This window comes from Mesorhizobium sp. C264A, from assembly GCF_040324515.1.
Taxonomy (GTDB): Bacteria; Pseudomonadota; Alphaproteobacteria; order Rhizobiales; family Rhizobiaceae; genus Mesorhizobium.
In genome coordinates, this window is the sequence record NZ_JAMYVY010000002.1 from 2,074,693 (window position 1) to 2,096,185 (window position 21,493).

22 protein-coding genes are annotated in these 21,493 nt (G+C 64.2%); 16 read left to right on the top strand and 6 right to left on the bottom strand.

Annotated features, from left to right (window positions below):
- Positions 1-49 precede the first annotated feature (49 nt).
- From argJ to NKL04_RS29240, 5 genes are all read left to right on the top strand, one after another.
- Positions 50-1,291, top strand: coding sequence for a bifunctional glutamate N-acetyltransferase/amino-acid acetyltransferase ArgJ (gene argJ, locus NKL04_RS29220; protein WP_023672988.1), 1,242 nt, complete (start codon positions 50-52; stop codon positions 1,289-1,291).
- Positions 1,292-1,319: 28 nt separating this feature from the next.
- On the top strand, positions 1,320-2,069 hold the full coding sequence (locus tag NKL04_RS29225; RefSeq protein WP_023713717.1) for a GNAT family N-acetyltransferase: 750 nt from the start codon (positions 1,320-1,322) through the stop codon (positions 2,067-2,069).
- Positions 2,066-2,482, top strand: coding sequence for an 8-oxo-dGTP diphosphatase MutT (gene mutT / locus NKL04_RS29230; protein ID WP_023685791.1), 417 nt, complete (start codon positions 2,066-2,068; stop codon positions 2,480-2,482). Before NKL04_RS29225 ends, mutT begins: the two co-directional genes overlap by 4 nt.
- 97 nt (positions 2,483-2,579) lie before the next feature.
- Positions 2,580-2,888, top strand: coding sequence for a hypothetical protein (locus tag NKL04_RS29235; RefSeq protein WP_023694000.1), 309 nt, complete (start codon positions 2,580-2,582; stop codon positions 2,886-2,888).
- Between the two features lie 127 nt (positions 2,889-3,015).
- Positions 3,016-3,198 carry a Flp family type IVb pilin gene (locus NKL04_RS29240; protein WP_023672984.1) on the top strand — a complete coding sequence of 61 codons (183 nt, stop codon included), beginning with the start codon at positions 3,016-3,018 and terminating at the stop codon, positions 3,196-3,198.
- Positions 3,199-3,210: 12 nt separating this feature from the next.
- Here NKL04_RS29240 and NKL04_RS29245 read toward each other — a convergent pair whose 3' ends face one another.
- The gene (locus NKL04_RS29245; RefSeq protein WP_352724754.1) at positions 3,211-4,083 is read right to left on the bottom strand and encodes a methyltransferase domain-containing protein; all 873 of its coding nucleotides are present in this window, start codon (positions 4,081-4,083) and stop codon (positions 3,211-3,213) included.
- Positions 4,084-4,155: 72 nt separating this feature from the next.
- On the opposite strand from NKL04_RS29245, the gene NKL04_RS29250 reads away from it, so the two are divergent.
- From NKL04_RS29250 to NKL04_RS29265, 4 genes are all read left to right on the top strand, one after another.
- On the top strand, positions 4,156-4,941 hold the full coding sequence (locus NKL04_RS29250) for a ComF family protein (protein ID WP_196814906.1): 786 nt from the start codon (positions 4,156-4,158) through the stop codon (positions 4,939-4,941).
- A 22-nt stretch (positions 4,942-4,963) separates the two neighbouring features.
- Positions 4,964-5,245, top strand: a complete 282-nt coding sequence (gene grxC, locus NKL04_RS29255; protein ID WP_023672982.1) for a glutaredoxin 3 — start codon at positions 4,964-4,966, stop codon at positions 5,243-5,245.
- Positions 5,246-5,331: 86 nt separating this feature from the next.
- Positions 5,332-6,198: a carbon-nitrogen hydrolase family protein gene (locus tag NKL04_RS29260; protein WP_023701429.1), complete on the top strand. Its 867-nt coding sequence runs from the start codon at positions 5,332-5,334 to the stop codon at positions 6,196-6,198.
- Complete coding sequence (locus tag NKL04_RS29265) at positions 6,195-6,620, top strand: DUF1178 family protein (RefSeq protein ID WP_023701430.1); 426 nt, start codon at positions 6,195-6,197, stop codon at positions 6,618-6,620. Before NKL04_RS29260 ends, NKL04_RS29265 begins: the two co-directional genes overlap by 4 nt.
- A 4-nt stretch (positions 6,621-6,624) precedes the next feature.
- On the opposite strand, the gene NKL04_RS29270 is transcribed toward NKL04_RS29265, so the two are convergent.
- Entirely contained in the window at positions 6,625-7,110 is a 486-nt protein-coding gene (locus NKL04_RS29270) for a MarR family winged helix-turn-helix transcriptional regulator (RefSeq protein WP_023701431.1), read from the bottom strand.
- Between the two features lie 101 nt (positions 7,111-7,211).
- Here NKL04_RS29270 and NKL04_RS29275 point away from each other — a divergent pair, with 101 nt between their 5' ends.
- Entirely contained in the window at positions 7,212-8,102 is an 891-nt protein-coding gene (locus NKL04_RS29275) for a DMT family transporter (protein WP_023701432.1), read from the top strand.
- Positions 8,103-8,189: 87 nt separating this feature from the next.
- On the opposite strand, the gene NKL04_RS29280 is transcribed toward NKL04_RS29275, so the two are convergent.
- From NKL04_RS29280 to NKL04_RS29295, 4 genes are all read right to left on the bottom strand, one after another.
- Positions 8,190-8,522 carry an MmcQ/YjbR family DNA-binding protein gene (locus NKL04_RS29280; protein ID WP_023685781.1) on the bottom strand — a complete coding sequence of 111 codons (333 nt, stop codon included), beginning with the start codon at positions 8,520-8,522 and terminating at the stop codon, positions 8,190-8,192.
- A gap of 25 nt (positions 8,523-8,547) precedes the next feature.
- Positions 8,548-9,297 carry a bifunctional 2-polyprenyl-6-hydroxyphenol methylase/3-demethylubiquinol 3-O-methyltransferase UbiG gene (gene ubiG, locus NKL04_RS29285; protein WP_023672976.1) on the bottom strand — a complete coding sequence of 250 codons (750 nt, stop codon included), beginning with the start codon at positions 9,295-9,297 and terminating at the stop codon, positions 8,548-8,550.
- 84 nt (positions 9,298-9,381) lie between these two features.
- Entirely contained in the window at positions 9,382-9,681 is a 300-nt protein-coding gene (locus tag NKL04_RS29290) for an antibiotic biosynthesis monooxygenase family protein (protein WP_023693994.1), read from the bottom strand.
- Entirely contained in the window at positions 9,678-11,519 is a 1,842-nt protein-coding gene (locus NKL04_RS29295) for a CHASE3 domain-containing protein (RefSeq protein ID WP_023701433.1), read from the bottom strand. Before NKL04_RS29295 ends, NKL04_RS29290 begins: the two co-directional genes overlap by 4 nt.
- Positions 11,520-11,763: 244 nt before the next feature.
- On the opposite strand from NKL04_RS29295, the gene NKL04_RS29300 reads away from it, so the two are divergent.
- From NKL04_RS29300 to clpB, 6 genes are all read left to right on the top strand, one after another.
- Positions 11,764-13,017: an aspartate kinase gene (locus NKL04_RS29300; RefSeq protein ID WP_023707556.1), complete on the top strand. Its 1,254-nt coding sequence runs from the start codon at positions 11,764-11,766 to the stop codon at positions 13,015-13,017.
- A gap of 83 nt (positions 13,018-13,100) precedes the next feature.
- Complete coding sequence (ptsP, locus tag NKL04_RS29305) at positions 13,101-15,371, top strand: phosphoenolpyruvate--protein phosphotransferase (protein ID WP_023672972.1); 2,271 nt, start codon at positions 13,101-13,103, stop codon at positions 15,369-15,371.
- Positions 15,372-15,379: 8 nt separating this feature from the next.
- On the top strand, positions 15,380-16,459 hold the full coding sequence (gene prfA / locus NKL04_RS29310; RefSeq protein WP_023672971.1) for a peptide chain release factor 1: 1,080 nt from the start codon (positions 15,380-15,382) through the stop codon (positions 16,457-16,459).
- On the top strand, positions 16,452-17,330 hold the full coding sequence (prmC, locus tag NKL04_RS29315) for a peptide chain release factor N(5)-glutamine methyltransferase (RefSeq protein ID WP_023701435.1): 879 nt from the start codon (positions 16,452-16,454) through the stop codon (positions 17,328-17,330). Before prfA ends, prmC begins: the two co-directional genes overlap by 8 nt.
- Before the next feature lie 304 nt (positions 17,331-17,634).
- Positions 17,635-18,630 carry a DUF4167 domain-containing protein gene (locus NKL04_RS29320; RefSeq protein WP_023701436.1) on the top strand — a complete coding sequence of 332 codons (996 nt, stop codon included), beginning with the start codon at positions 17,635-17,637 and terminating at the stop codon, positions 18,628-18,630.
- Between the two features lie 208 nt (positions 18,631-18,838).
- Complete coding sequence (clpB, locus tag NKL04_RS29325; protein ID WP_023701437.1) at positions 18,839-21,445, top strand: ATP-dependent chaperone ClpB; 2,607 nt, start codon at positions 18,839-18,841, stop codon at positions 21,443-21,445.
- Positions 21,446-21,493: the final 48 nt, after the last annotated feature.

The window sequence follows — 21,493 nt, forward strand, 5'->3', positions numbered from 1 at the left end:
CGGGCAAACCGGCCTTCGCCCAGCGTTTTTCCCTCGCCAGAGGTCTCCAATGTCCGCAACGATTTCGCCGCTCGCGCCGAAGAAATATCCCAAAATGCCTGCCATCGAGGGCGTGCGCATCGCCACCGCCGAGGCCGGGATCAAGTACAAGAACCGTACCGACCTCTTGGCCATGGTCTTCGATGCCGGCACAGCGGTTGCCGGCGTGTTCACGAAGTCGAAATGCCCCTCGGCACCGGTCGACTTCTGCCGCGAGAACCTTGGCGCCGGCAAGGCGCGGGTGCTGGTCGTCAATTCCGGCAACGCCAACGCGTTCACCGGCAAGAAGGGCCGCGCCTCCACCCAACTGACCGGCGAGGCCGCGGCCAAGGCCGCAGGCTGCACGCCAGGCGAAGTGTTCCTCGCTTCCACCGGGGTAATCGGCGAGCCGCTCGACACCACCAAATTCAGCCATTTGCTCGCCGGACTGGTCAAGGACGGCAAGCCGGATCTGTGGACCGAGGCGGCAAAGGCCATCATGACCACCGACACCTATCCGAAAGTGGCGACAGCGACGGTCAAGCTCGGCGACACCGACGTCATCATCAATGGCATCTCCAAGGGCGCCGGCATGATCGCGCCCGATATGGCGACTATGCTGTCCTTCATCGCCACCGATGCGCCGATCGCCGCCCCCGTGCTGCAGGACTTGTTGTCGCGCGGCACGGCCAAGACCTTCAACGCCGTCACCGTCGACAGCGACACCTCGACCAGCGACACGCTGCTGTTGTTCGCCACCGGAGCCGCTGCCAAGCGCGGCGCGCCCGCCATCAGCGATCCCAAGGATGCCCGTCTCGGCGCCTTCCGCCGGGCGCTGGGCAAGGTGCTCAAATCGCTGGCGCTGCAAGTGGTGCGCGACGGCGAGGGCGCCCGCAAGCAGGTCGAAGTCACCGTTACCGGCGCCAAATCGGCGCGCTCGGCCAAGCGCATCGCGCTGTCCATCGCCAATTCGCCGCTGGTCAAGACGGCGGTTGCCGGCGAGGACGCCAATTGGGGCCGCGTCGTCATGGCCGTCGGCAAGGCCGGCGAGCCGGCCGATCGCGACCGGCTGTCGATCTGGTTCGGCGACAACCGTCTGGCGCATGAGGGCGAACGCGACCCGGGCTACTCCGAGGAAGCGACCTCGGCCTATATGAAGCGCGACGACATTCGCATCCGCGCCGATATCGGTATCGGCCGCGGCAAGGCGACGGTGTGGACCTGCGACCTCACCAAGGAATATGTCGCCATCAATGGCGATTACCGGAGTTGATGGGTTGGCTTCCAGGCATCCGGCAAGCATGCTGGCCATCGTGCGCCGCTACGAGGCGGCGGGTTTTCGCGCCTGGCCGGCGGCGGCCGTGCATTATGACGGCACCTGGGTGGTGCGGCTGACAGCCGGCCATCCGGCCAAGCGGCTGAACTCGGTCAACCCGCTCGATCCCGGCGACACCCAGCACATTGCCGAGCGCATCGGCCGCGCCAGCCGGCGCTTCGACGCCTATGGCAGGCCGCTGACCTTCCGCATCTCGCCGCTGTCGGGGCCGGACCTAGCCAAGCATCTCGACAATGAGGGCTGGAGCACATTCGACGAATCCCTGGTGATGCGGCTGCCGCTGGCGGACGCGCAACTGGCGCCGGCCATGGACCAGATTCCGCTGAAGGATATCAGCCGCTTTCTCGGCGCGTCGCTCAAGGTCAGCGGCTCGGATGCATCGCTGCGGCCCGGTCTTTCGGAAATCATCGGCGCTATCCAACCCGAAGTCGGGCTGTTTGCGCTGGAGGAAGGGGCCGACCCTCTGGCGGTGCTGATCTGCGTCCATGACGGCGATCTTGCCGGTCTGTTCGAGATCGCCACCGCCAAGTCGGCGCGCAATCAGGGCCATGGCCGCAACCTGATCCTGTCGGCGCTGAAGTGGGCGAGGCTGCGTGGCGCTCGCGAAGCCTGGCTGCAGGTCGAGGCCGGCAATGCGCCGGCGCTGGCGCTCTATCGCTCACTGGGCTTCGACGAAGTCTATCGCTACCACTATCGCCGGCCGCCGGGCGCATGAGCGAGATCACCGGCAAACGCCTGCTGCTGGTCGCCGCGTGCGCGCTGGTCGATACCGATGGGCGGGTGCTTCTGGCGCAGCGGCCCGAGGGCAAACAGCTTGCCGGCCTGTGGGAATTTCCCGGCGGCAAGGTAGAGCCAGGCGAGACGCCGGAACAATGCCTGATCCGCGAACTGCAGGAAGAAATCGGCATCGAGACTGACATTCCTTGCCTGGCGCCGCTCACCTTCGCCAGCCATTCCTATGATGATTTCCATCTCCTGATGCCCCTGTTCGTCTGCCGCCGCTTCCGCGGCATCGCGCAGCCCAGGGAAGGGCAGGCGTTGAAATGGGTGCGGCCAAAGCAGATGCGCGACTATCCCATGCCGCCGGCCGACGCGCCGCTAATCCAGTTCCTCATCGACCTGTTGTGATACAAAGCCATTTCGCGGTCTGATCTAGCCAGCGTTAATGGAAGATTTATCTCGTCGTGAAAAATTGCGGCAAAGCGGGTTCGCGGGGAGCGATTGCATGAGCCTCGACAGGGAATGGGACTCGATCCGGCCAGATCGCAGCTTTCGCGCCGCCGGCGTCGGCTTATTGCGCGTCACGCTGTTGTTCGGCTCGGCCGCAGTGGCGCTGGCGCTGATCGCGGTCCCCGTGCTGGACAACCAGACGCGATCATCCAGCCGCGATGCTCTTGCAGGCGGTCTCGACCCGATGAGCACGGGTTCGATCGGCTCGCGGGCCACCTATACGCTGCGCAGAAGCGTGCTGCAGCCCTCACCGAGCTCAGTCTGCATCATCCGCGCCGACGGCCAACGCAGCGGCGACTGCTGACCAACAAGGTCGACACCAGCTTGAGAACTTCCTCAACGCAGGCCCATTTCACAGCCTGTTAAGCTTGTGCCGTTAACCTTTCTTAACAGGTCGGCGATATGGTCGGGGATGAGAGGGATCGACGATCATGAAGCCATTGCTGCGCCGATTTTTGCAGGACGAAACAGGCGCCACGGCCATTGAATATGGCCTGATCGTTGCGGTGCTGTCGCTTGCCATCGTCGGGGGTGTCGGCAAGGCCAGCAATGCGATCCAGTTTCTGTTCAGCGACAACAACAGCAGGCTCGCAAACGCCTTCGCCGAGCACTGATCCGGAGCGCCGTCACCGCCCGCCGGGGTTTTCCAGTATCGTCTTCAGCGAGACCTTCGCCGAACCCGGTTTCAAGGGCTTTTGCTGCGAGGCATCGGGCGCCCAGCCCGACATCCAGACGATGGAAAAGCTTGCCCTGATGCGGCCATCAGCGTCCGAAAAGCGTTCGGCATAGATTTCGGCGGCACGGGTAAAATGCTTTCGCGCTCCCGGTCGCCGGCTGCGATCGGTCAGCGCGCTGGTTTCGCCCATCGCCCTGAGATCGGCAATGAGGTCGAAGAGGGTATCGTAGCGGACGGTCACCGTTTCGACGTCGGCCACCGGCAGCGCCAGTCCGGCGCGCTGCAGCAGTGCGCCGGCGTCGCGAACATCGGTGAAGGGGATGACACGCGGGCTGGCGCCGCCATAGAGTTCGGTCTCGGCGGCGAGCAGGCTTTCGCGCAATTCGGAAAGCGTGCCGGCGCCGGCAAAGGCGCCGAGGAAAAGCCCGTCGGGCCGCAGAGCGCGGCGGATCTGCACCAGCATGCCGGGAATGTCGTTCATCGCCTGCAACGACAGAAGTGAAACGACGAGGTCGAGGCTTTCCGGCTGGAACGGCACTGTTTCCAGCGGTGCTATCAGCCCTGGCCGGCCGTCCAGAAACGCTGGATCTGCCTCGACGCGCACGATCTCCGCTGCCTTGCCGCTTGCAGCGACCACGTCCGTTGCGTCCGGCGTCTGGCAAAACAGCACCGCGGCCTTGCCGAATTTCCGCTCGACCGCGCCGAGCCGGTCGGCAAGGTCTTCCGCCGCCGGCCGCATCAGAAAATCCGCGCCGGCTACGGGGTGGGCCAGCGCCCTGCGCTTGCGCACCAGCCAAAGTTCAGTATCGATGATCGGCTGCAACGGTAGACATCCCTGTTTGTCTGTCTAGTGATATCCTGGCGCGGACGACAAAACCACGTGGCCGATCCGGTGATGGAGATCAAGAGCCTCGCTCAAATCATGTTGAAACTGGCCATGTTGGACTGGCCGGCGCGGATGCTGTTCCCGCCGGTCTGTGCCGGCTGTCGCAGGCACGTCTCGCAACCCGGCGTTTTGTGCGGTGCCTGCTGGCCGAAGCTGAGGCTGCTGGAGCGGCCATGGTGCGCGGTGATGGGCACGCCATTCACCCACGATATGGGCGAGGGGTTCCTGTCGGCCGAGGCGATCGCCGATCCGCCGCCGTTCGAGCGGGCGCGGGCGGCTGTGGCCTATTCCGGTGTCGCCCGCCAGATGGTGCAAGGGCTGAAATACCAGGACCGCACCGATCTGGCGCCATGGATGGCGCGCTGGATGCTCCGCGCCGGGGCCGAGCTAGTTGCAGACGCCGATGTCGTCGTGCCGGTGCCGCTGCACTGGCGGCGCTTCTTTCGACGGCAGTTCAACCAGTCGGCGGAGTTGGCAAGGGCGGTTTCGCAGCTTAGCGGGCTGCCTTTCTCGCCCTCGGCGGTCCGGCGCGTCAAGCTCACGCGCCAGCAGGTCGGGCTGGAGCGGCAGGAGCGAGAGGACAATGTGCGCGCCGCCTTCCGTGTGCCTGCGGAAGCCGAAATCGAGATCACTGGGCGCCGCGTGCTTCTGGTCGACGATGTCTACACCACCGGCGCTACCGTGCGCTCGGTCGCCAAGGCGCTGAAGAAGGGCGGCGCCGGAGCGGTCGATGTGCTGACCTTCGCGCGTGTCCTGCCGGGGGACTTTCGGGCCGACGAGTCCGCGACTATATAAGGTCGAGGAAAGGCACGGACCGATGCTCGATGTGACGATTTACACCCGTATGATGTGCGGCTATTGCGCGGCGGCCAAGCGGCTGCTCGACCGCAAGGGCGTCGCTTACACCGAGCATGACGCTTCGTTTTCGCCGGAATTGCGCCAGGAAATGATTTCGCGGGCGCATGGCCGCTCGACCTTTCCGCAGATTTTCATCGGCGACACGCATGTCGGCGGCTCCGACGACCTCCACGAATTGGAGGCGCGGGGCCAACTGGACAGGCTGCTTGCCAACGGCTCGACGACAAAGAGCGGTTCGTAGCGCCGCTCTATGTCTTTGTTTTTACGCAATTCCGGACGGAAAACCGTTACACACTTTTCCTGGAATTGCTCAAAGAGGACGTGACGATGGGTATTTTCAAGGCGGCGGCGATCCAGATGCGTTCGGGCGAGAGCTCCGAGCGCAACGCGGTCGATCTCGAACGGCTGGTGCGCGAAGCGGCAGGCCTCGGTGCAACCTACATCCAGACCCCGGAAATGACCGGTGCGCTGATCCGCGACAAGGAAGCCAGGGCTGCTTCCTTCACCTTGGAAGACAAGGACATCGTTGTGGCGGCCGCGCGCAAGCTCGCCAGCGAACTCGGCGTCTTCCTGCACATCGGCTCGACCGCCATCCTGCGCACCGACGGCAAGCTCGCCAACCGGGCGCTGCTGTTTGGGCCGGACGGCGCCACCCTTGCCACCTACGACAAGATCCACATGTTCGATGTCGACCTCGACAATGGCGAGAGCTGGCGCGAATCCGCCGCCTATGAGCCGGGCACCGAGGCCGTCGTCACCGAGATCGACGGCGCCAGTCTCGGCTTTGCCGTCTGCTACGATCTACGCTTTCCACAGCTGTTCCGCGCCGAGGCGATGGCCGGCGCCGACCTCTTGTCGGTGCCTGCCGCCTTCACCCGCCAGACCGGCGAGGCGCACTGGCATGTGCTGCTGCGAGCCCGTGCCATCGAGAACGGCGCCTATGTGGTTGCTGCAGCACAAGGTGGCCTGCATGAGGATGGCCGCGAAACCTATGGCCATTCGCTGATCGTCGACCCATGGGGTCGCATTATCGCCGAGGCCGTCCATGCCGAGCCGGGCGTGATTATCGCCGAGATCGACACCGCACAGTCGTCGGCCGCGCGCAAAAAAATCCCCAACCTTAGGAATGCGCGCGATTTTGCCGTCAATTCCGGCACGGCTGAAGTGCCGCGGCTGAGGGGCGCGGCTTCGTGATCCGCTTTGCCCTGATCTGCGAGCATGAGCACGAGTTCGAGGGCTGGTTTCGCAGCAATGACGATTTCGACACGCAGAAAAAGCGTGGCTTTGTCGATTGCCCGAGCTGCGGCTCACACAAGGTGCAAAAGGCGCTGATGGCGCCGGCGGTGTCCACCGCGCGCAGCCGAGAAACGATCGCGCTGGCCATGGGCGAAACCCAGAAGCAGGCGCTGGCGCAGCTGAAGGCGATGGCCGAGAAGGTGCGCGAGAATGCCGACTATGTCGGCGACAAGTTTGCCGAAGAAGCGCGCAAGATCCATTTCGGCGAGAGCGATGCGCGCGGCATCTATGGCGAGGCGACGTTGGACGAAGCCAAGAGCTTGGCCGAGGATGGCATCGATTTCATGCCGATCCCGAGCTTTCCCGAGGAGCGCAACTGAGCGATCAGCTGGCGCTATCGATCAATTTGCCAAGCAACTGAGCCAGTGCCCCCCGCTCCGTGCCGGTGAGCCCGGCGAGGATTTCATGCTCGTTGGCGACGTGGGCGGTCACGGCCTCATCGATCAAGGCGAGACCTTTTTCGGTCAGTTGCACGACAATGCCGCGCCGGTCGTTGGGGTGCGGGCCGCGCAGGATCAGTCCGGCCTTCTCAAGCCGGTCGAGCCGGTTGGTCATGGCGCCGGAGGTCACCATCGTCGCCTCGTAGAGAGCGGTCGGTGTCAGCGCGTAAGGCTGGCCGGAGCGGCGCAGCGTCGCCAGCACATCGAATTCGCCGGCCTGCAGTCCGAAACGGGCAAACAGCGGGGCGAGGCGCTCGCGGGCGATTAGCGACGAGGCTTCGTTCAGCCGCCCAAGCACCAGCATTGGCGACACCTCCAGGTCCGGCCGTTCCCGCTTCCATTGCTCCACCGCCTTTGCTGCGCGATCCATCTGTCTCACCGCTAAGTATCTTGACGTTAAGAATATTTGTGGTATGCTACCTCAAGATACAGTTTCGACCCAGTGCCGCAAGTGAGTGACGGGACCATCCGATGAAATTTCTCTGGGAATCGGCGCTTGGCCTGCTGGTCGTCACCGGCGGCCTGCTCGGCCTGACCCTGCCGTTCGGCAAGCTGGCGACGGCTGCCGGCGTTCCGGCCATGGTCTGGGCCTTCGTCATCTCGTTCGGCGCCGGGGGCGTGCTGCTGTGCGCGTTGCTCGCGAACGGCGAGCGCATGCGGCTCACCTCGCACAGACTGCGCTATTTCTTCATCACCGCCGCCGTGTCCTACGCCGTGCCCAATCTGCTGATGTTTTCGGCTATCCCGCATCTCGGCGCCGGCTATACCGGCATCATGTTCACGCTGTCGCCGGTCATCACACTGGTGTTTTCGATCCTGCTCGGCGTTCGACGGCCAAATACGCTCGGCAGTATCGGTATCGCCGTCGGCTTCATCGGCGCCGTCATGGTGGCGGTGACGCGCGGCGAGGCCGGCCAGCCGGCCGATGTCTACTGGGTGCTGGCCGGACTTTTGATCCCGGTCAGCCTTGCCGCCGGCAATATCTATCGCACCGTCGACTGGCCCGAAGGCACCGGTCCGATCGAACTGGCCGTCGGCAGCCACCTGGCCTCGGCGACGCTGCTGCTGATCGGCATTCTCGCGCTGTTCGGCCTCAGTGCCTTCGCCCCGCTTGGCGCCGTGCCGCTGGTTGTCGTGGCGCAGGTCGCTTCGGCCTCGGCGATGTTTGCCTTCTTCTTCCGGCTGCAGGCCGTGGGCGGTCCGGTCTATCTCAGCCAGATCGGCTATGTGGCGGCGGCCGTCGGCCTGTTTGCCGGAACCATCTTCCTCGGCGAGCACTACCAGTTGCTGACCTGGGCCGGCGCGGTGATCATCACCATCGGCGTGATCATCACCACCAAGGCGCAGAGCCAGAAGGCATAGGGTCTTTGGTTTACGCAATTCCCTAGGCAAAGCGCTATGCGCTTTTCCCGGGAAAACCGCTTCACACTTTGCTCGAACTGCTCAAGCTTAAATTTGGCTCGCGTCGAGGCGCTTCCGTAGCGCCGGCGGGGCGACGTTTCGCCAGGCCGTCCGAACGGCGCTGCGGAATGTCTGTTCGTCGCAGGCTTCGAGCATGATCGACGTCCATCCCTTTTGGCCCCAGCCGCCTGTCACGGGCCTGAAAACCGATGGCTCAGCCGCGGCCATCATCTCTTGCTGGTCGCGGTCGAGCTTGACGACAGCACGGTCGGCTTCGGGCAGCGAGACGAAGATACGGTTGCGGACGCGGAAGTCAGCCTTGCCGAAATGCGATTGCTCGACCGTTTCGGGAAGATCGAGCGCCAGCTCTCGGGCCCTCATAGTGTCCACGGCCGCCCCCTTTCGTTCAGACCGATCGTTTTTCCGCCAGCACCATATAGTTGACGTCCATGTCCTTGGAGCGTGCCCAGCGGTCGGCGAGAGGATTGTAGGTCACGCCGGTGCGGTCGATGATGGTCATGGCGGCGCTGCCGAGCGCCTTTTCAAGCTCTTCGGGCCGCACCAGCTTGCCGAACTGGTGGGTGCCGCGCGGCAGCCAGCGCAGCACATATTCGGCGCCGATGATGGCCAGGCCCAGTGCCTTCAGCGTGCGGTTGATGGTGGCCACGAACATGATGCCGCCGGGCTTGACCATCTCGCCGCACTTGCCGATGAACAGGTCGACATCGGCAACATGCTCGACGACTTCCATGTTGAGGACGACGTCGAATTTCTCGCCGGAATCGGCCAAATCCTCAGCGGTCGTAGCGCGATAATCCACCGTCACGCCGCCTTCGGCCGCGTGCAGCTTCGCCACCTCGATGTTGGTTGCCGAGGCGTCGGCGCCGACCACTTCGGCGCCAAGCCTTGCCATCGGCTCGCACAACAACCCACCGCCGCAGCCGATATCGAGGAAACGCAGGCCTTCGAACGGCCGCGCCGCCCGCGGATCGCGGCCGAAGCGCGCCGCCACCTGGTCCCGGATATAGGCAAGCCGGACCGGGTTGAATTTGTGCAGCGGACGGAATTTGCCGTTCGGGTTCCACCATTCGGCGGCAAGCGCGGAAAAGCGTTCCACTTCTCCGGCATCGATTGTCGATCGTCGGGCCTCTGGCATAGGGCGGGTCTCCTCGGACGCTAGGAAGTCGGGTGCCGGGGCAAGAAAGTCAAGGCCGGTTTTTGCGACTGCTGGCTAGTCGACCTATGGCCTCGAGATCACAATCGCCGCATGTTCCATCGCAACACTTGCGGGATCGATGGCCCGCATCGCTTCGCAATCGCCGATCTCGGCCATGATCCGGCCTGCGGCGGCGAGAGCCTGCTCGCGACTTCGCCAGCGCACCACATCGACCCATCCGCCATCGTCCCGCCGCGCCAGGCAGCGGTTTACGAAACCAGGTTGCCGCGCCAGCCAGTCGGCGACCAGGTCGTTGGCGGCGGCAAAGCCCGCTTCCGCTCCAGGCTTGAGGCGAAAGGTGACGATTTCCAGGGTCTCGGTCATTTTGCGTCCAGCACGTCGCGCAATTTCGCCGCCAGCTGCTCGATGGTGAAGGGCTTGGCCAGGAAATGCACGTCATGGTCGAGCACGCCATTGTGGACGACGGCGTTCCTGGTGAAGCCGGTGGTGAAGATCACCTTCAGCTTCGGCATGCGCGCCAGCGCCTCCTCGGCGAGCTTGCGGCCATTCATCACCGGCATGACGATATCGGTGAACATGAGCGCCACACCAGGGTTGTCGCCCAGCTTTTCCAGCGCTTCCTGGCCGCTTGCGGCATGAATGACGGTGTAGCCGAGTTCGCGCATGGCATCGGTGGTGGAAGCCCGCACGCGTGGATCGTCCTCCACGACAAGGATGGTTTCGGTGACCGGCACGGCAGGATTTCCGGCTCGTTCCGAAGATATGGCGGCCTCTTCCGGGCCGAAGAAGCGCGGCAGGTAGATCCTGATCGTGGTGCCTTGGCCGGGTTCCGAGTAAATCTTGACGTGTCCGCCGGACTGTTTGACGAAGCCGAACACTTGGCTCAGCCCGAGGCCGGTGCCCTTGTCGACCGGCTTGGTGGTGAAAAACGGCTCGAAAGCCCGCTCCATGACGTCCGCCGGCATGCCGGCGCCGGTGTCGCTGACCGCGATCATCACATACTGGCCGGCTTTGACCTCGGCATGGGTGGCGGCGTAGCCCTCGTCGAGGTGGCTGTTGGCGGTCTCGATGGTCATCTTGCCGTCCTCGCCCATGGCGTCGCGCGCATTGACCGCCAGATTGAGAATGGCATTTTCGAGCTGGCTCGGATCGGCATGGGTCTTCCACAGGCCGCCAGCCAGCACGGTTTCGATGCGGATGGTTTCGCCGAGCGCCCGCCGAAGCAGGTCCGACATGCCGGCGACCAGACGATTGGCGTCTACAACCTGAGGCGCGAGCGGCTGCTGGCGCGAGAAGGCAAGCAGCCGTGACGTCAAGTTTGCGGCCCGGGTCGCCGCATCGGTCGCCGCTTCGATGAATTTCATGATGTCGTGCTCGCCCCGCGCCAGCTTGCGCTGGGCGAGGTTCATGGCGCTGATGATTACCGCCAGCATGTTGTTGAAATCGTGGGCGATACCGCCGGTCAGCTGGCCCACAGCCTCCATCTTCTGCATCTGGCGGATCTGCGATTCGGCCTTTTCACGCGTCTGGATTTCGTTGCCGAGCTCGATGTTCTTGCGCATCAGCTCTTCCTGGGCGATCGCCACTGCGCGGAACCGGCGGCGCGAAAGGCGAACCGTGTAGGCGCCAAGCAGGAAGATCGCCAGCAGCGCCGCTATCGAGCCGATTCGCAGCCAGTTTTCGACCCGGTCGGTATGAGCGTCGCGCGCGGCGATGGCTGCGCCGCCAATGCGCCGGATCGTGTCCATGCTGGCCCGGATCTGGTCCATGGCGGCCTTGCCCTGGCCGCTGCGGACCAGTTCCAGAGCTTTTGCCGCATCGCCGCGATCGTAGAGTGCAATCGTCTCAGCCAATTCGGCCTGGTTTTGTGAAAGCGCGTCCTTGACGTGGTTGATCTGCTGCACGAGTTCGTCGTCCGGCGCGGTCATGCCGTCGATGCGCGCAAGCTGGCCCGGAATGGCGTCGACCGCCTGCCGATAAGGCTGGAGGTAGGATTTCTCGCCGGTCAGGAGATAGCCGCGCTGGCTGGTCTCGGCCTCCTGAGCCATGGCAAGCAAACCGGAAAGCAATTCCTGATACTCGACCGCCTCGCGCGCGGCCTCACGATTGGCTCTCTGGGTCTCGACCAGCACGGCGCGTGTGCCGACGATCAACGCCAGCACGGCGAAGCCGATGAACAGCGGCAGCGATTGCCACCGCATGGCGCGTCGAAGGCGAACAATCATTCGATATGCCGGACCAAAAGGAGTTTCCCGCGGGCAGCATTTGGTAAGCGGCGGCGGGGCCGAACGCAATATGCCGCGATCCTGAAGCCGGCATCCGCCGCCAGCCTTGCGAAACCGTGATCATTTGGCTAAGGAGGCGCGCATTCAGCGGCCGGCTTCTGTCGAGCGCTTACTTCCCTTTCGGTCCTGGGCCGGCTTCAGTCAAAGGCATTTCGCTTCCATGGCGCGCATCGTGATGAAATTCGGCGGAACCTCCGTCGCCGACATCGCCCGCATCCGCAATGTGGCGCGTCACGTCAAACGGGAGGTCGATGCCGGCCATGAGGTCGCTGTCGTGGTTTCGGCGATGGCGGGCAAGACCAATGAACTGGTTGGCTGGACGCGCGAAGCCTCGCCCATGCACGACGCGCGCGAGTATGACGCCGTGGTCGCCTCGGGCGAGCAGGTGACTGCCGGCCTGCTGGCGATCACACTGCAGAATATGGGCGTCCATGCCCGCTCCTGGCAGGGCTGGCAGATCCCGATCAAGACCGACAACGCGCATGGCGCGGCGCGCATCCTCGAAATTGACGGCGCGTTCCTGATCAAGCGCTTCGGCGAGGGCCAGGTGGCTGTCGTCGCCGGCTTCCAGGGCATCGGCCCGGACAACCGCATCGCCACGCTCGGCCGCGGCGGCTCCGACACAAGCGCGGTGGCCATTGCCGCGGCGGTCAAGGCCGACCGCTGCGACATCTACACCGATGTCGACGGCGTCTACACCACCGATCCGCGCATCGAGCCGAAGGCGCGGCGGCTCAGCAAGATTTCGTTCGAGGAAATGCTCGAAATGGCCTCGCTCGGTGCCAAGGTCTTGCAGGTGCGCTCGGTCGAGCTTGCCATGGTGCACAGGGTGCGTACGTTCGTGCGGTCGTCCTTCGACGATCCCGATGCGCCCGGAATGGGGGATTTGCTCAATCCTCCGGGAACGCTCATTTGCGACGAGGAAGAGATCGTGGAACAGCAGGTCGTCACCGGAATTGCCTACGCCAAGGACGAAGCGCAGATTTCTCTGCGCCGCGTCGGCGACCGCCCGGGCGTTGCCGCCGGCATTTTCGGCCCGCTGGCCGAGGCCAACATCAATGTCGACATGATCGTCCAGAACATCTCCGAGGACGGCAAGTTCACCGACATGACCTTCACCGTGCCGTCCGGCGACGTGGACAAGGCGTTGGCCGTGCTGGAGCGTCTGAAGGCTTCGATCGGCTATGACGTGGTGCAGTCGGAAGCCGGCATGTCGAAGGTTTCGGTCATCGGCATCGGCATGCGCAGCCATGCCGGTGTGGCCGCCACCGCTTTCAAGGCGCTGGCCGACAAGGCGATCAACATCCGCGCCATCACTACCTCCGAGATCAAGATTTCGATACTGATCGACGGTCCCTACACGGAACTCGCGGTTCGTACTTTGCATTCCGTGTACGGTCTGGATAAGCAGTAGCGAGAGCGATTTGAGTTGTTGCGTGTGCGCCGGTCGCAGTGGAAACTGCGGCGGGCAAAATGCCCATTGGAGAAGAAGCCGCGATGCGTGATACGGCCAGTGGCCCGCGCGTTCTGCTGAAACGGCTCCGCGAGCTCATGCAGGAGCCGCTGGAGCCGCAGGAGCGGCTCGACCGGATCGTGCGCGACATCGCCTCCAACATGGTCGCCGAGGTCTGCTCGCTCTATGTGCTGCGCGCCGATTCGGTGCTCGAACTCTATGCCACCGAAGGTCTGAACCCGAACGCCGTCCATTTGGCGCAGCTGCGGCTGGGGCAGGGCCTCGTCGGCACCATTGCCGCGAGCGCGCGGCCGCTCAACCTCTCAAATGCGCAGGAACATCCGGCCTTCGCCTACCTGCCGGAGACGGGCGAAGAGATCTACAATTCCTTCCTCGGCGTGCCCGTACTCAGGGCAGGGCGCACGCTGGGCGTGCTGGTGGTGCAGAACAAGACCATGCGCCACTACCGCGACGACGAGGTCGAGGCGCTGGAAACGACCGCCATGGTCATCGCCGAGATGATCGCCACCGGGGATCTCGCGCGCCTGACCCGGCCCGGCCTCGAACTCGACCTGCGGCGTCCCGTCAGCTTTACCGGCCTGTCCTTCAACGAGGGCGTCGGCCTCGGCCATGTCGTGCTGCATGAGCCACGCATCGTCGTCACCAATCTCTTCAACGAGGACAGTGAGGAAGAGGTGCGACGGCTGGAGACGTCGCTCGGTTCGCTCAGGCTTTCCATCGACGACATGCTGGAGCGGCGCGATGTCGCCTTCGAGGGCGAACATCGCGAGGTGCTCGAAGCGTATCGCATGTTTGCCAACGACCGCGGCTGGGTGCGCCGGCTGGAAGAGGCGATCCGCAACGGCCTGACGGCGGAAGCGGCGGTGGAAAAGGTCCAAAGCGACATGCGCGCCCGCATGCTGCACATGACGGATCCTTATTTGCGCGAGAGGATGAGCGACTTCGACGATCTCGCCAACCGGCTGCTGCGCCAGCTGATGGGGCGCGGGCCTGACGACGTCGCGGCGTCACTGCCGAAGGATGCCATCCTGGTCGCGCGCTCGATGGGCGCGGCCGAACTGCTTGATTATCCCAGGGACAAGCTGCGCGGCGTGGTGCTGGAAGACGGCGCTGCCACCAGCCATGTCGTCATCGTAGCGCGCGCCATGGGCATTCCGGTCGCCGGCCAGATGAAGGGCGCCGTTTCCATGGCGGAAAACGGCGATGCCATCATCGTCGACGGCGAGGAAGGCACCATCCATCTGCGGCCGCAGCCCGACCTCGAAGCTGCCTATGCCGAAAAAGTGCGCTTCCGGGCGCGCCGGCAGGAAGTCTACCGGGAACTGCGCAAGAAGCCGTCGGTGACCAAGGACGGCGTCCAGGTCGACCTGCTGATGAACGCGGGCCTGGCCGTCGACCTGCCGCAGCTGGCCGAGGCGGGAGCGGCCGGCATCGGCCTGTTCCGCACCGAATTGCAGTTCATGGTCGCCTCGACCTTCCCGCGCGCCGAGGCGCAGGAGCGGCTCTACCGCGACGTGCTGGACGCGGCGCGTGGCAAGCCGGTCACCTTCCGCACCATCGACATCGGCGGCGACAAGGTGCTGCCCTACTTCAAGGGCGCTGTCCAGGAAGAAAACCCTGCGCTCGGCTGGCGCGCGATCCGGCTGACGCTCGACCGGCCGGGTCTGCTCAGGACCCAGATCCGCGCTCTGCTGAAGGCCTGCGGCGGGCGCGAACTGAAGCTGATGCTGCCGATGGTGACCGAGCTCGGCGAAATCGCCCAAGCGCGCGAGATCATCGACCGCGAAGTGCGGCATCTCTCCCGCTTTGCCCACCATCTGCCGACCAGCCTCAAGGTGGGCGCCATGCTGGAAGTGCCGTCGCTGCTGTTCCAGCTCGACGAGTTGATGAAGGCGGTCGATTTCGTCTCGGTCGGCTCCAACGACCTGTTCCAGTTCGTCATGGCGGTCGATCGGGGGAACACGCAGCTCTCCGACCGCTTCGACACGCTGTCGACGCCGTTCCTGCGGGTTCTGAAGCAGATCGCCGACGCCGGGGTTCGCAACCACACGCCGGTGACGCTGTGCGGCGAGCTTGCCGGAAAACCCATTTCCGCCATGGCGCTGATCGGCCTCGGCTACCGCTCGATCTCGATGTCTCCAGCCTCGATCGGCCCGGTCAAGGCGATGTTGACCGAACTGCCACTGGAGGAATTGGAGGCTTTCTTTGCCGACAATCTGATGGCGCCAGCTCAAGGGCTGCCGATGCGGGCGCTGCTGCAGGCCTTCGCCGACGACCGCTCCATCCCGCTATAGCATTAGCCATGGTCAATCTTCCCCGCGAGCGTATGGATCAGGTCGTCAAGCGTTTCGAGATGCTCGAAGCGCAGATGTCGGCCGGCCCGGCAGCCGATGCCTATGTGAAGATGGCTTCCGAATATGCCGAGCTGCAGGACATGGTGGCCAAGGTCAGGGAACTGCGCTCAGTCGAGCGCGAGCAAGCCGACCTCGAGGCGATGCTTGCCGACAAGGGCACCGACGCAGAGATGCGGGCCCTGGCGGAGGCAGATTTGCCGGGCGTCGAAGCGCGAATCGAAGAGCTGCAGAAGGACATCCAGATCCTGCTGTTGCCCAAGGACGCGGCCGACGACAAGAACGCCATCCTTGAAATCCGCGCCGGCACCGGCGGCGATGAGGCGGCATTGTTCGCCGGCGACCTGTTTCGCATGTATGAGCGCTATGCCGCCGAACGCGGCTGGCGCTTCGAGACGGTGTCGGCCAGCGACGGCGATGCCGGCGGCTTCAAGGAAATCATCGCCACCATTTCCGGTAGGGGCGTCTTTGCCCATCTGAAATTCGAATCCGGCGTGCACCGCGTGCAGCGCGTGCCGGCGACCGAGGCCAGCGGGCGCATCCACACCTCGGCGGCGACGGTTGCCGTTCTGCCGGAAGCCGAAGAGGTCGACATCGACATCCGCGCCGAAGACATCCGCATCGACACGATGCGCGCCTCGGGTTCGGGTGGCCAGCACGTCAACACCACCGATTCGGCCGTGCGCATCACCCATTTGCCGACCGGTATCATGGTGGTGCAGGCGGAGAAGTCGCAGCATCAGAACCGGGCGAAAGCCATGCAGATTCTGCGTGCGCGGCTTTACGACCTCGAGCGCAGCAAGGCGGACGAGGAGCGCTCGGAGTCACGCAAATCGCAGGTTGGTTCGGGCGACCGTTCGGAGCGCATCCGCACCTACAATTTCCCGCAGGGCCGCCTTACCGACCATCGTATCAACCTGACGCTCTACAAGCTCGACCGGGTGATGATGGGCGAGCTCGATGAGGTCATCAATGCGCTGATTGCCGACCATCAGTCGAAGCTGCTCGCCGATATTGGCCTCGATGGCTGACATGTTGCCCGGCGCGCTCGGGCCGTTGTTGCGGGTGGCGCGGGAGCGGCTTGCCGCGGCCGGCCTTTCCGACCCGGCGCTGGATGCCAGGCTGATCGTCGAGCATTTTTCCGGCACGGACCGTACGCAGGCGATCGCCGACCCGCAACGGACGGTCGATGCGGGTGCGGTTGCCGCAATCGGCGCTGCTCTGCAGCGCCGCATGGCCGGCGAACCGGTGCACCGCATCCTCGGGTTTCGCGAGTTTTACGGCCTGCGGCTGTCGCTGTCGCCGGAAACGCTGGAGCCGCGGCCGGACACCGAAACGCTGGTCGAGGCGATCCTGCCTTTTGCCGGCGCGACGGCCGAAAGGCTGGGGGAATGCCGTATCCTCGATCTCGGCACCGGTACCGGCGCGATTGCGCTGGCGCTGCTCAGCGCGGTTCCGGCCGCGACGGCCACCGGGGTCGATATTTCACAAGGCGCGCTGGCAACCGCGATACGCAATGCCGAGCAACTCGGACTCGCCGGCCGGTTCGTGGGGCTGCAGTCCGACTGGTTCGAAAAAGTTTCGGGCCGATACCATGTAATTGCCGCAAACCCTCCCTATATACCGACTGGAGACATTGGAAATCTGCAGGACGAGGTCCGCGATTTCGATCCGCACAGAGCCCTTGATGGCGGTGTGGACGGTCTTGGCCCCTACAGGATCATCGCTGCCGAGGCGGCAAAGTTTCTGGAAGCACAAGGCAAGATAGCGGTCGAGATCGGCCACACGCAGCGCAATGAGGTCAAAGACATATTCGCGGCAGCCGGCTACAGGCTGGCCGGGGCATTTGTCGATCTTGGCGGAAACGACAGGGTTCTTATGTTTGAACAGGGAAAGCCTTGACGCAGTGCAAAAAAGCGCTTGGCAATGCCGGGGAATGCGGCTAGGGTCCGCCCTAACCGGATGGGACGAAGCAGGCAGTGCTCTTAGCGATTCGGTTTTCCTTGGAAATAGCTGCCTTCTTGCGCAAACGACGCCCAAGCTTCGTGCGGGAATCGTCCGGCAAGTGATGTAACCGGAACAGGATGACACGTGGCGCCAACGCAATTGATGCGGGCGAACGCCGGTGAAGAAACGAAACGGCTGGCTGCATGAGCGCCTCCGTTCGTGAAACGTTTTTCGAAAATTTCAAAATGAAGAGAGTCTTATGAGGCCACAACAGCAGAACAGGCGCATGCGCGGTCGCAACAACAATGGCGGCGGCGGTGGCAACAACAATAACAATAACAACAACCGCAAGGGCCCAAATCCCCTGACGCGCAACTACGAGAGCAACGGCCCGGACGTGAAAATCCGTGGATCGGCTCAGCAGATCGCCGAAAAATACGCCACTCTGGCCCGTGACGCGCAAAGCTCCGGCGACCGGGTTATGGCGGAGAATTACCTCCAGCACGCCGAGCACTACAACCGCATCATTGCCGCCGCACAGGCGCAGATGCCGATCCAGAATGCCCCGCAGAACCGCGACGAATTCGACGACGATGAAGATCGCGACGATTTTGACAATGCCGGCAGCGGCAATGGCGGCGAGACTCAAGCGCCGATGGCGAACCACGGCAACGGTCCGCAGCCGACGATTGAGGGCACGCCGGCCGAACTCGCATACGGCCAGGAAAACGGCCGCGAGAACAACAGTGGCCGTGATAATAATGGCCGTGACAATAATGGCCGCAACAACAACGGCCGCGACAACAATGGCCGCAACCGTGACCGCCGCCCCAATGGCGGCTATGGCCAGAACGACCAGCGTGGCGACTTTGCCCAGCGTGGCGAGCAGAACGGCCAGCGCGGCGACCAGCAGCGCTTCACCGAAACCCCGGCACAGGCGGAAACCGTTTCCGCCGTTGAGCCCGAAGCCGAGAGCGGTTTCTCCGAGCCGGCGCCGCTGTACGAAAACCTGTCGCCGGCGGCTCTTGCCGCCCGGGCCGAACTCAATGAGGCAGCCACCGAGAGCGGCGCTGCCCGTCGCCCGCGGCGTCCGCGCCGCCCGCGCAACAATGCCGATCAGGTCGGTGACGAACAGTCTGGTGGTGGCCAGGTGGTGGATGGCCCCGGCGAGACCGCTGCCGCTGTTGACGTGATGGATGCGGCGCCGGCCGAAAGCCCTGCCGGCGACCCGTTCGCCGTCGACGCCAACAACTGACCCACAAGACATAAGTCGATGAAACGGCGGAGAGAAATCTCCGCCGTTTTCGTTTGCTCGGCCATGCAATATCATCAGCCGGACGTCTTGAGCGGCAATGGCTTGCGCCCCATATCTGGCGTGAACTGGACCCGGCTCGGATGAGCGGGCCCGTCACCGCAATCTGATCCGGTGCCGCAAAGCGGGCCGGTGATGGAAGGAGACAGAAATGAACCTCGAGAAATACTCCGAGCGCGTCCGCGGATTCATCCAGTCCGCCCAGACCATGGCGCTCTCGCGCAATCACCAGCAATTCACTCCCGAACATATGCTGAAGGTCCTCGTCGATGACGATGAGGGGCTGGCCGCCTCGCTGATCGAGCGCGCCGGCGGCAACGTGCGCGACGTCAAGCTTGGCGTCGAGACCGCCCTTGAGGCCATGCCGAAGGTGGAAGGCGGCAACGGCCAGCTTTATCTGGCGCAGCCGCTGGCCAAGGTGTTTTCGACCGCCGAGGAATTGGCCAAGAAAGCCGGCGACAGTTTTGTCACGGTCGAGCGGCTGCTGCAGGCGCTGGCGATGGAGAAGTCGGCCAAGACGGCCGATATCCTGTCCAAGGCCGGCGTCACAGCGCAGGCGCTGAACCAGGTGATCAACGACGTCCGCAAGGGCCGTACCGCCGATTCGGCGAGCGCCGAGCAGGGCTATGACGCGCTGAAGAAATACGCGCGCGACCTCACCGCCGATGCCCGCGCCGGCAAGCTCGACCCTGTGATTGGCCGTGACGACGAGATCCGCCGCACCATCCAGGTGCTGTCGCGGCGTACCAAGAACAACCCGGTGCTGATCGGCGAGCCGGGCGTCGGCAAAACGGCGATCGCCGAAGGTCTGGCGCTGCGCATCGTCAATGGCGACGTGCCCGAATCGCTGAAGGACAAGCAGTTGATGGCGCTCGACATGGGCGCGCTGATTGCCGGCGCCAAATATCGCGGCGAGTTCGAGGAGCGGCTGAAGGCCGTGCTCAACGAAGTCACCTCGGCGGCCGGCGGCATCATCCTGTTCATCGACGAGATGCACACGCTGGTCGGCGCCGGCAAGGCCGATGGCGCCATGGACGCTTCGAACCTGTTGAAGCCGGCACTGGCGCGCGGCGAACTGCACTGCGTCGGCGCGACCACGCTCGATGAATACAGGAAGCATGTCGAGAAGGACGCGGCCCTTGCCCGCCGGTTCCAGCCGGTCTTCGTCAACGAGCCGTCGGTGGAAGATACCGTGTCGATCCTGCGTGGCCTGAAGGAGAAGTACGAGCAGCACCACAAGGTGCGCATCTCGGATTCGGCGCTGGTCGCGGCGGCGACCTTGTCCAACCGCTACATCGCCGACCGTTTCCTGCCGGACAAGGCGATCGACCTTGTCGACGAAGCCGCGTCGCGGCTGAGGATGCAGGTCGATTCCAAGCCCGAGGCGCTGGACGAAATCGATCGCCGCATCATGCAGCTCAAGATCGAGCGCGAGGCACTGAAGGTCGAGAAGGACGAGGCGTCAAAGGACCGGCTCGCGCGTCTCGAAAAGGAACTCGTCGGCCTCGAGGAGGAATCGACCGAGATCACCGCCAAATGGCAGTCGGAGAAGCAGAAGCTTGGCCTCGCCGCTGACCTCAAGAAGCAGCTCGACGCGGCCCGCAACGACCTCGCCATTGCCCAGCGCAAGGGTGAATTCCAGCGCGCCGGCGAGCTTGCCTATGGCAAGATCCCGGAACTGGAAAAGAAGCTGAAGGAAGCCGAAGCCCAGGACGGCAAGGCCGGCATGGTCGAAGAGGTGGTCACGCCCGACCACGTCGCCCATATCGTGTCGCGCTGGACCGGCATTCCGGTCGACAAGATGCTGCAGGGCGAGCGCGACAAGCTGCTGCGCATGGAAGACGAGATCGGCAAGCGAGTCGTCGGCCAGGGCGAAGCGGTGCAGGCGGTGTCCAAGGCCGTGCGTCGTGCCCGGGCCGGGCTGCAGGATCCGAACCGGCCGATCGGCTCGTTCATGTTCCTCGGACCGACCGGCGTCGGCAAGACCGAACTGACTAAGGCGCTGGCCAATTTCCTGTTCGACGACGAGAGCGCTATGGTGCGCATCGACATGTCGGAATACATGGAGAAGCACTCGGTCGCCCGGCTGATCGGAGCGCCTCCCGGTTATGTCGGCTATGAGGAAGGCGGTGCGCTGACCGAAGCGGTGCGGCGCCGGCCCTATCAGGTCGTGCTGTTCGACGAGATCGAGAAGGCGCATCCGGATGTCTTCAACGTCCTGTTGCAGGTGCTCGACGACGGGCGGCTGACCGACGGGCAGGGCCGCACGGTCGACTTTCGCAACACGCTGATCGTCATGACGTCGAACCTCGGCGCCGAATATCTGGTCAATCTCGGCGAAGAGCAGGATGTCGATGCCGTGCGCGACGAGGTTATGAGCGTGGTGAGAGCCTCGTTCAGGCCGGAGTTCCTCAACCGCGTCGACGAGGTGATCCTGTTCCACCGGCTGCGCCGGCAGGATATGGGTCGCATCGTCGAGATCCAGCTCAAGCGGCTGGAAAATCTGCTCGTCGACCGCAAGATCACACTGTCGCTCGACCAGGAATCGATCGACTGGCTGGCGGCGAAGGGCTACGACCCGGCCTATGGCGCTCGGCCGCTGAAGCGGGTGATGCAGAAGGACCTGCAAGATCCGCTGGCGGAAAAAATCCTGCTTGGCGAGATCCTCGACGGCTCGACCGTCAAGGTCACCGCCGGCTCCGACCGGTTGAATTTCCGGTCCAGGCCCACTGTGGTGCCGACCGACGCGGCAGCCTGATCCAACGCCGCGCGTCCGACCGGACGCGCGGCATTTTCTTATGAAACA

What these genes read in the sequence shown, in the direction of transcription:
- prfA (WP_023672971.1), top strand. Translation starts at nt 15,380, where the DNA reads ATGGTCAATCTTCCCCGCGAGCGTATGGATCAGGTCGTCAAGCGTTTC.
- NKL04_RS29300 (WP_023707556.1), top strand. Translation starts at nt 11,764, where the DNA reads ATGGCGCGCATCGTGATGAAATTCGGCGGAACCTCCGTCGCCGACATC.
- NKL04_RS29295 (WP_023701433.1), bottom strand. Translation starts at nt 11,519, where the DNA reads ATGCGGTGGCAATCGCTGCCGCTGTTCATCGGCTTCGCCGTGCTGGCG.
- NKL04_RS29290 (WP_023693994.1), bottom strand. Translation starts at nt 9,681, where the DNA reads ATGACCGAGACCCTGGAAATCGTCACCTTTCGCCTCAAGCCTGGAGCG.
- NKL04_RS29240 (WP_023672984.1), top strand. Translation starts at nt 3,016, where the DNA reads ATGAAGCCATTGCTGCGCCGATTTTTGCAGGACGAAACAGGCGCCACG.
- mutT (WP_023685791.1), top strand. Translation starts at nt 2,066, where the DNA reads ATGAGCGAGATCACCGGCAAACGCCTGCTGCTGGTCGCCGCGTGCGCG.
- NKL04_RS29280 (WP_023685781.1), bottom strand. Translation starts at nt 8,522, where the DNA reads ATGAGGGCCCGAGAGCTGGCGCTCGATCTTCCCGAAACGGTCGAGCAA.
- NKL04_RS29275 (WP_023701432.1), top strand. Translation starts at nt 7,212, where the DNA reads ATGAAATTTCTCTGGGAATCGGCGCTTGGCCTGCTGGTCGTCACCGGC.
- grxC (WP_023672982.1), top strand. Translation starts at nt 4,964, where the DNA reads ATGCTCGATGTGACGATTTACACCCGTATGATGTGCGGCTATTGCGCG.
- NKL04_RS29225 (WP_023713717.1), top strand. Translation starts at nt 1,320, where the DNA reads ATGCTGGCCATCGTGCGCCGCTACGAGGCGGCGGGTTTTCGCGCCTGG.
- NKL04_RS29260 (WP_023701429.1), top strand. Translation starts at nt 5,332, where the DNA reads ATGGGTATTTTCAAGGCGGCGGCGATCCAGATGCGTTCGGGCGAGAGC.
- ubiG (WP_023672976.1), bottom strand. Translation starts at nt 9,297, where the DNA reads ATGCCAGAGGCCCGACGATCGACAATCGATGCCGGAGAAGTGGAACGC.
- argJ (WP_023672988.1), top strand. Translation starts at nt 50, where the DNA reads ATGTCCGCAACGATTTCGCCGCTCGCGCCGAAGAAATATCCCAAAATG.
- NKL04_RS29235 (WP_023694000.1), top strand. Translation starts at nt 2,580, where the DNA reads ATGAGCCTCGACAGGGAATGGGACTCGATCCGGCCAGATCGCAGCTTT.
- NKL04_RS29250 (WP_196814906.1), top strand. Translation starts at nt 4,156, where the DNA reads ATGGAGATCAAGAGCCTCGCTCAAATCATGTTGAAACTGGCCATGTTG.
- ptsP (WP_023672972.1), top strand. Translation starts at nt 13,101, where the DNA reads ATGCGTGATACGGCCAGTGGCCCGCGCGTTCTGCTGAAACGGCTCCGC.
- NKL04_RS29270 (WP_023701431.1), bottom strand. Translation starts at nt 7,110, where the DNA reads ATGGATCGCGCAGCAAAGGCGGTGGAGCAATGGAAGCGGGAACGGCCG.
- prmC (WP_023701435.1), top strand. Translation starts at nt 16,452, where the DNA reads ATGGCTGACATGTTGCCCGGCGCGCTCGGGCCGTTGTTGCGGGTGGCG.
- clpB (WP_023701437.1), top strand. Translation starts at nt 18,839, where the DNA reads ATGAACCTCGAGAAATACTCCGAGCGCGTCCGCGGATTCATCCAGTCC.
- NKL04_RS29320 (WP_023701436.1), top strand. Translation starts at nt 17,635, where the DNA reads ATGAGGCCACAACAGCAGAACAGGCGCATGCGCGGTCGCAACAACAAT.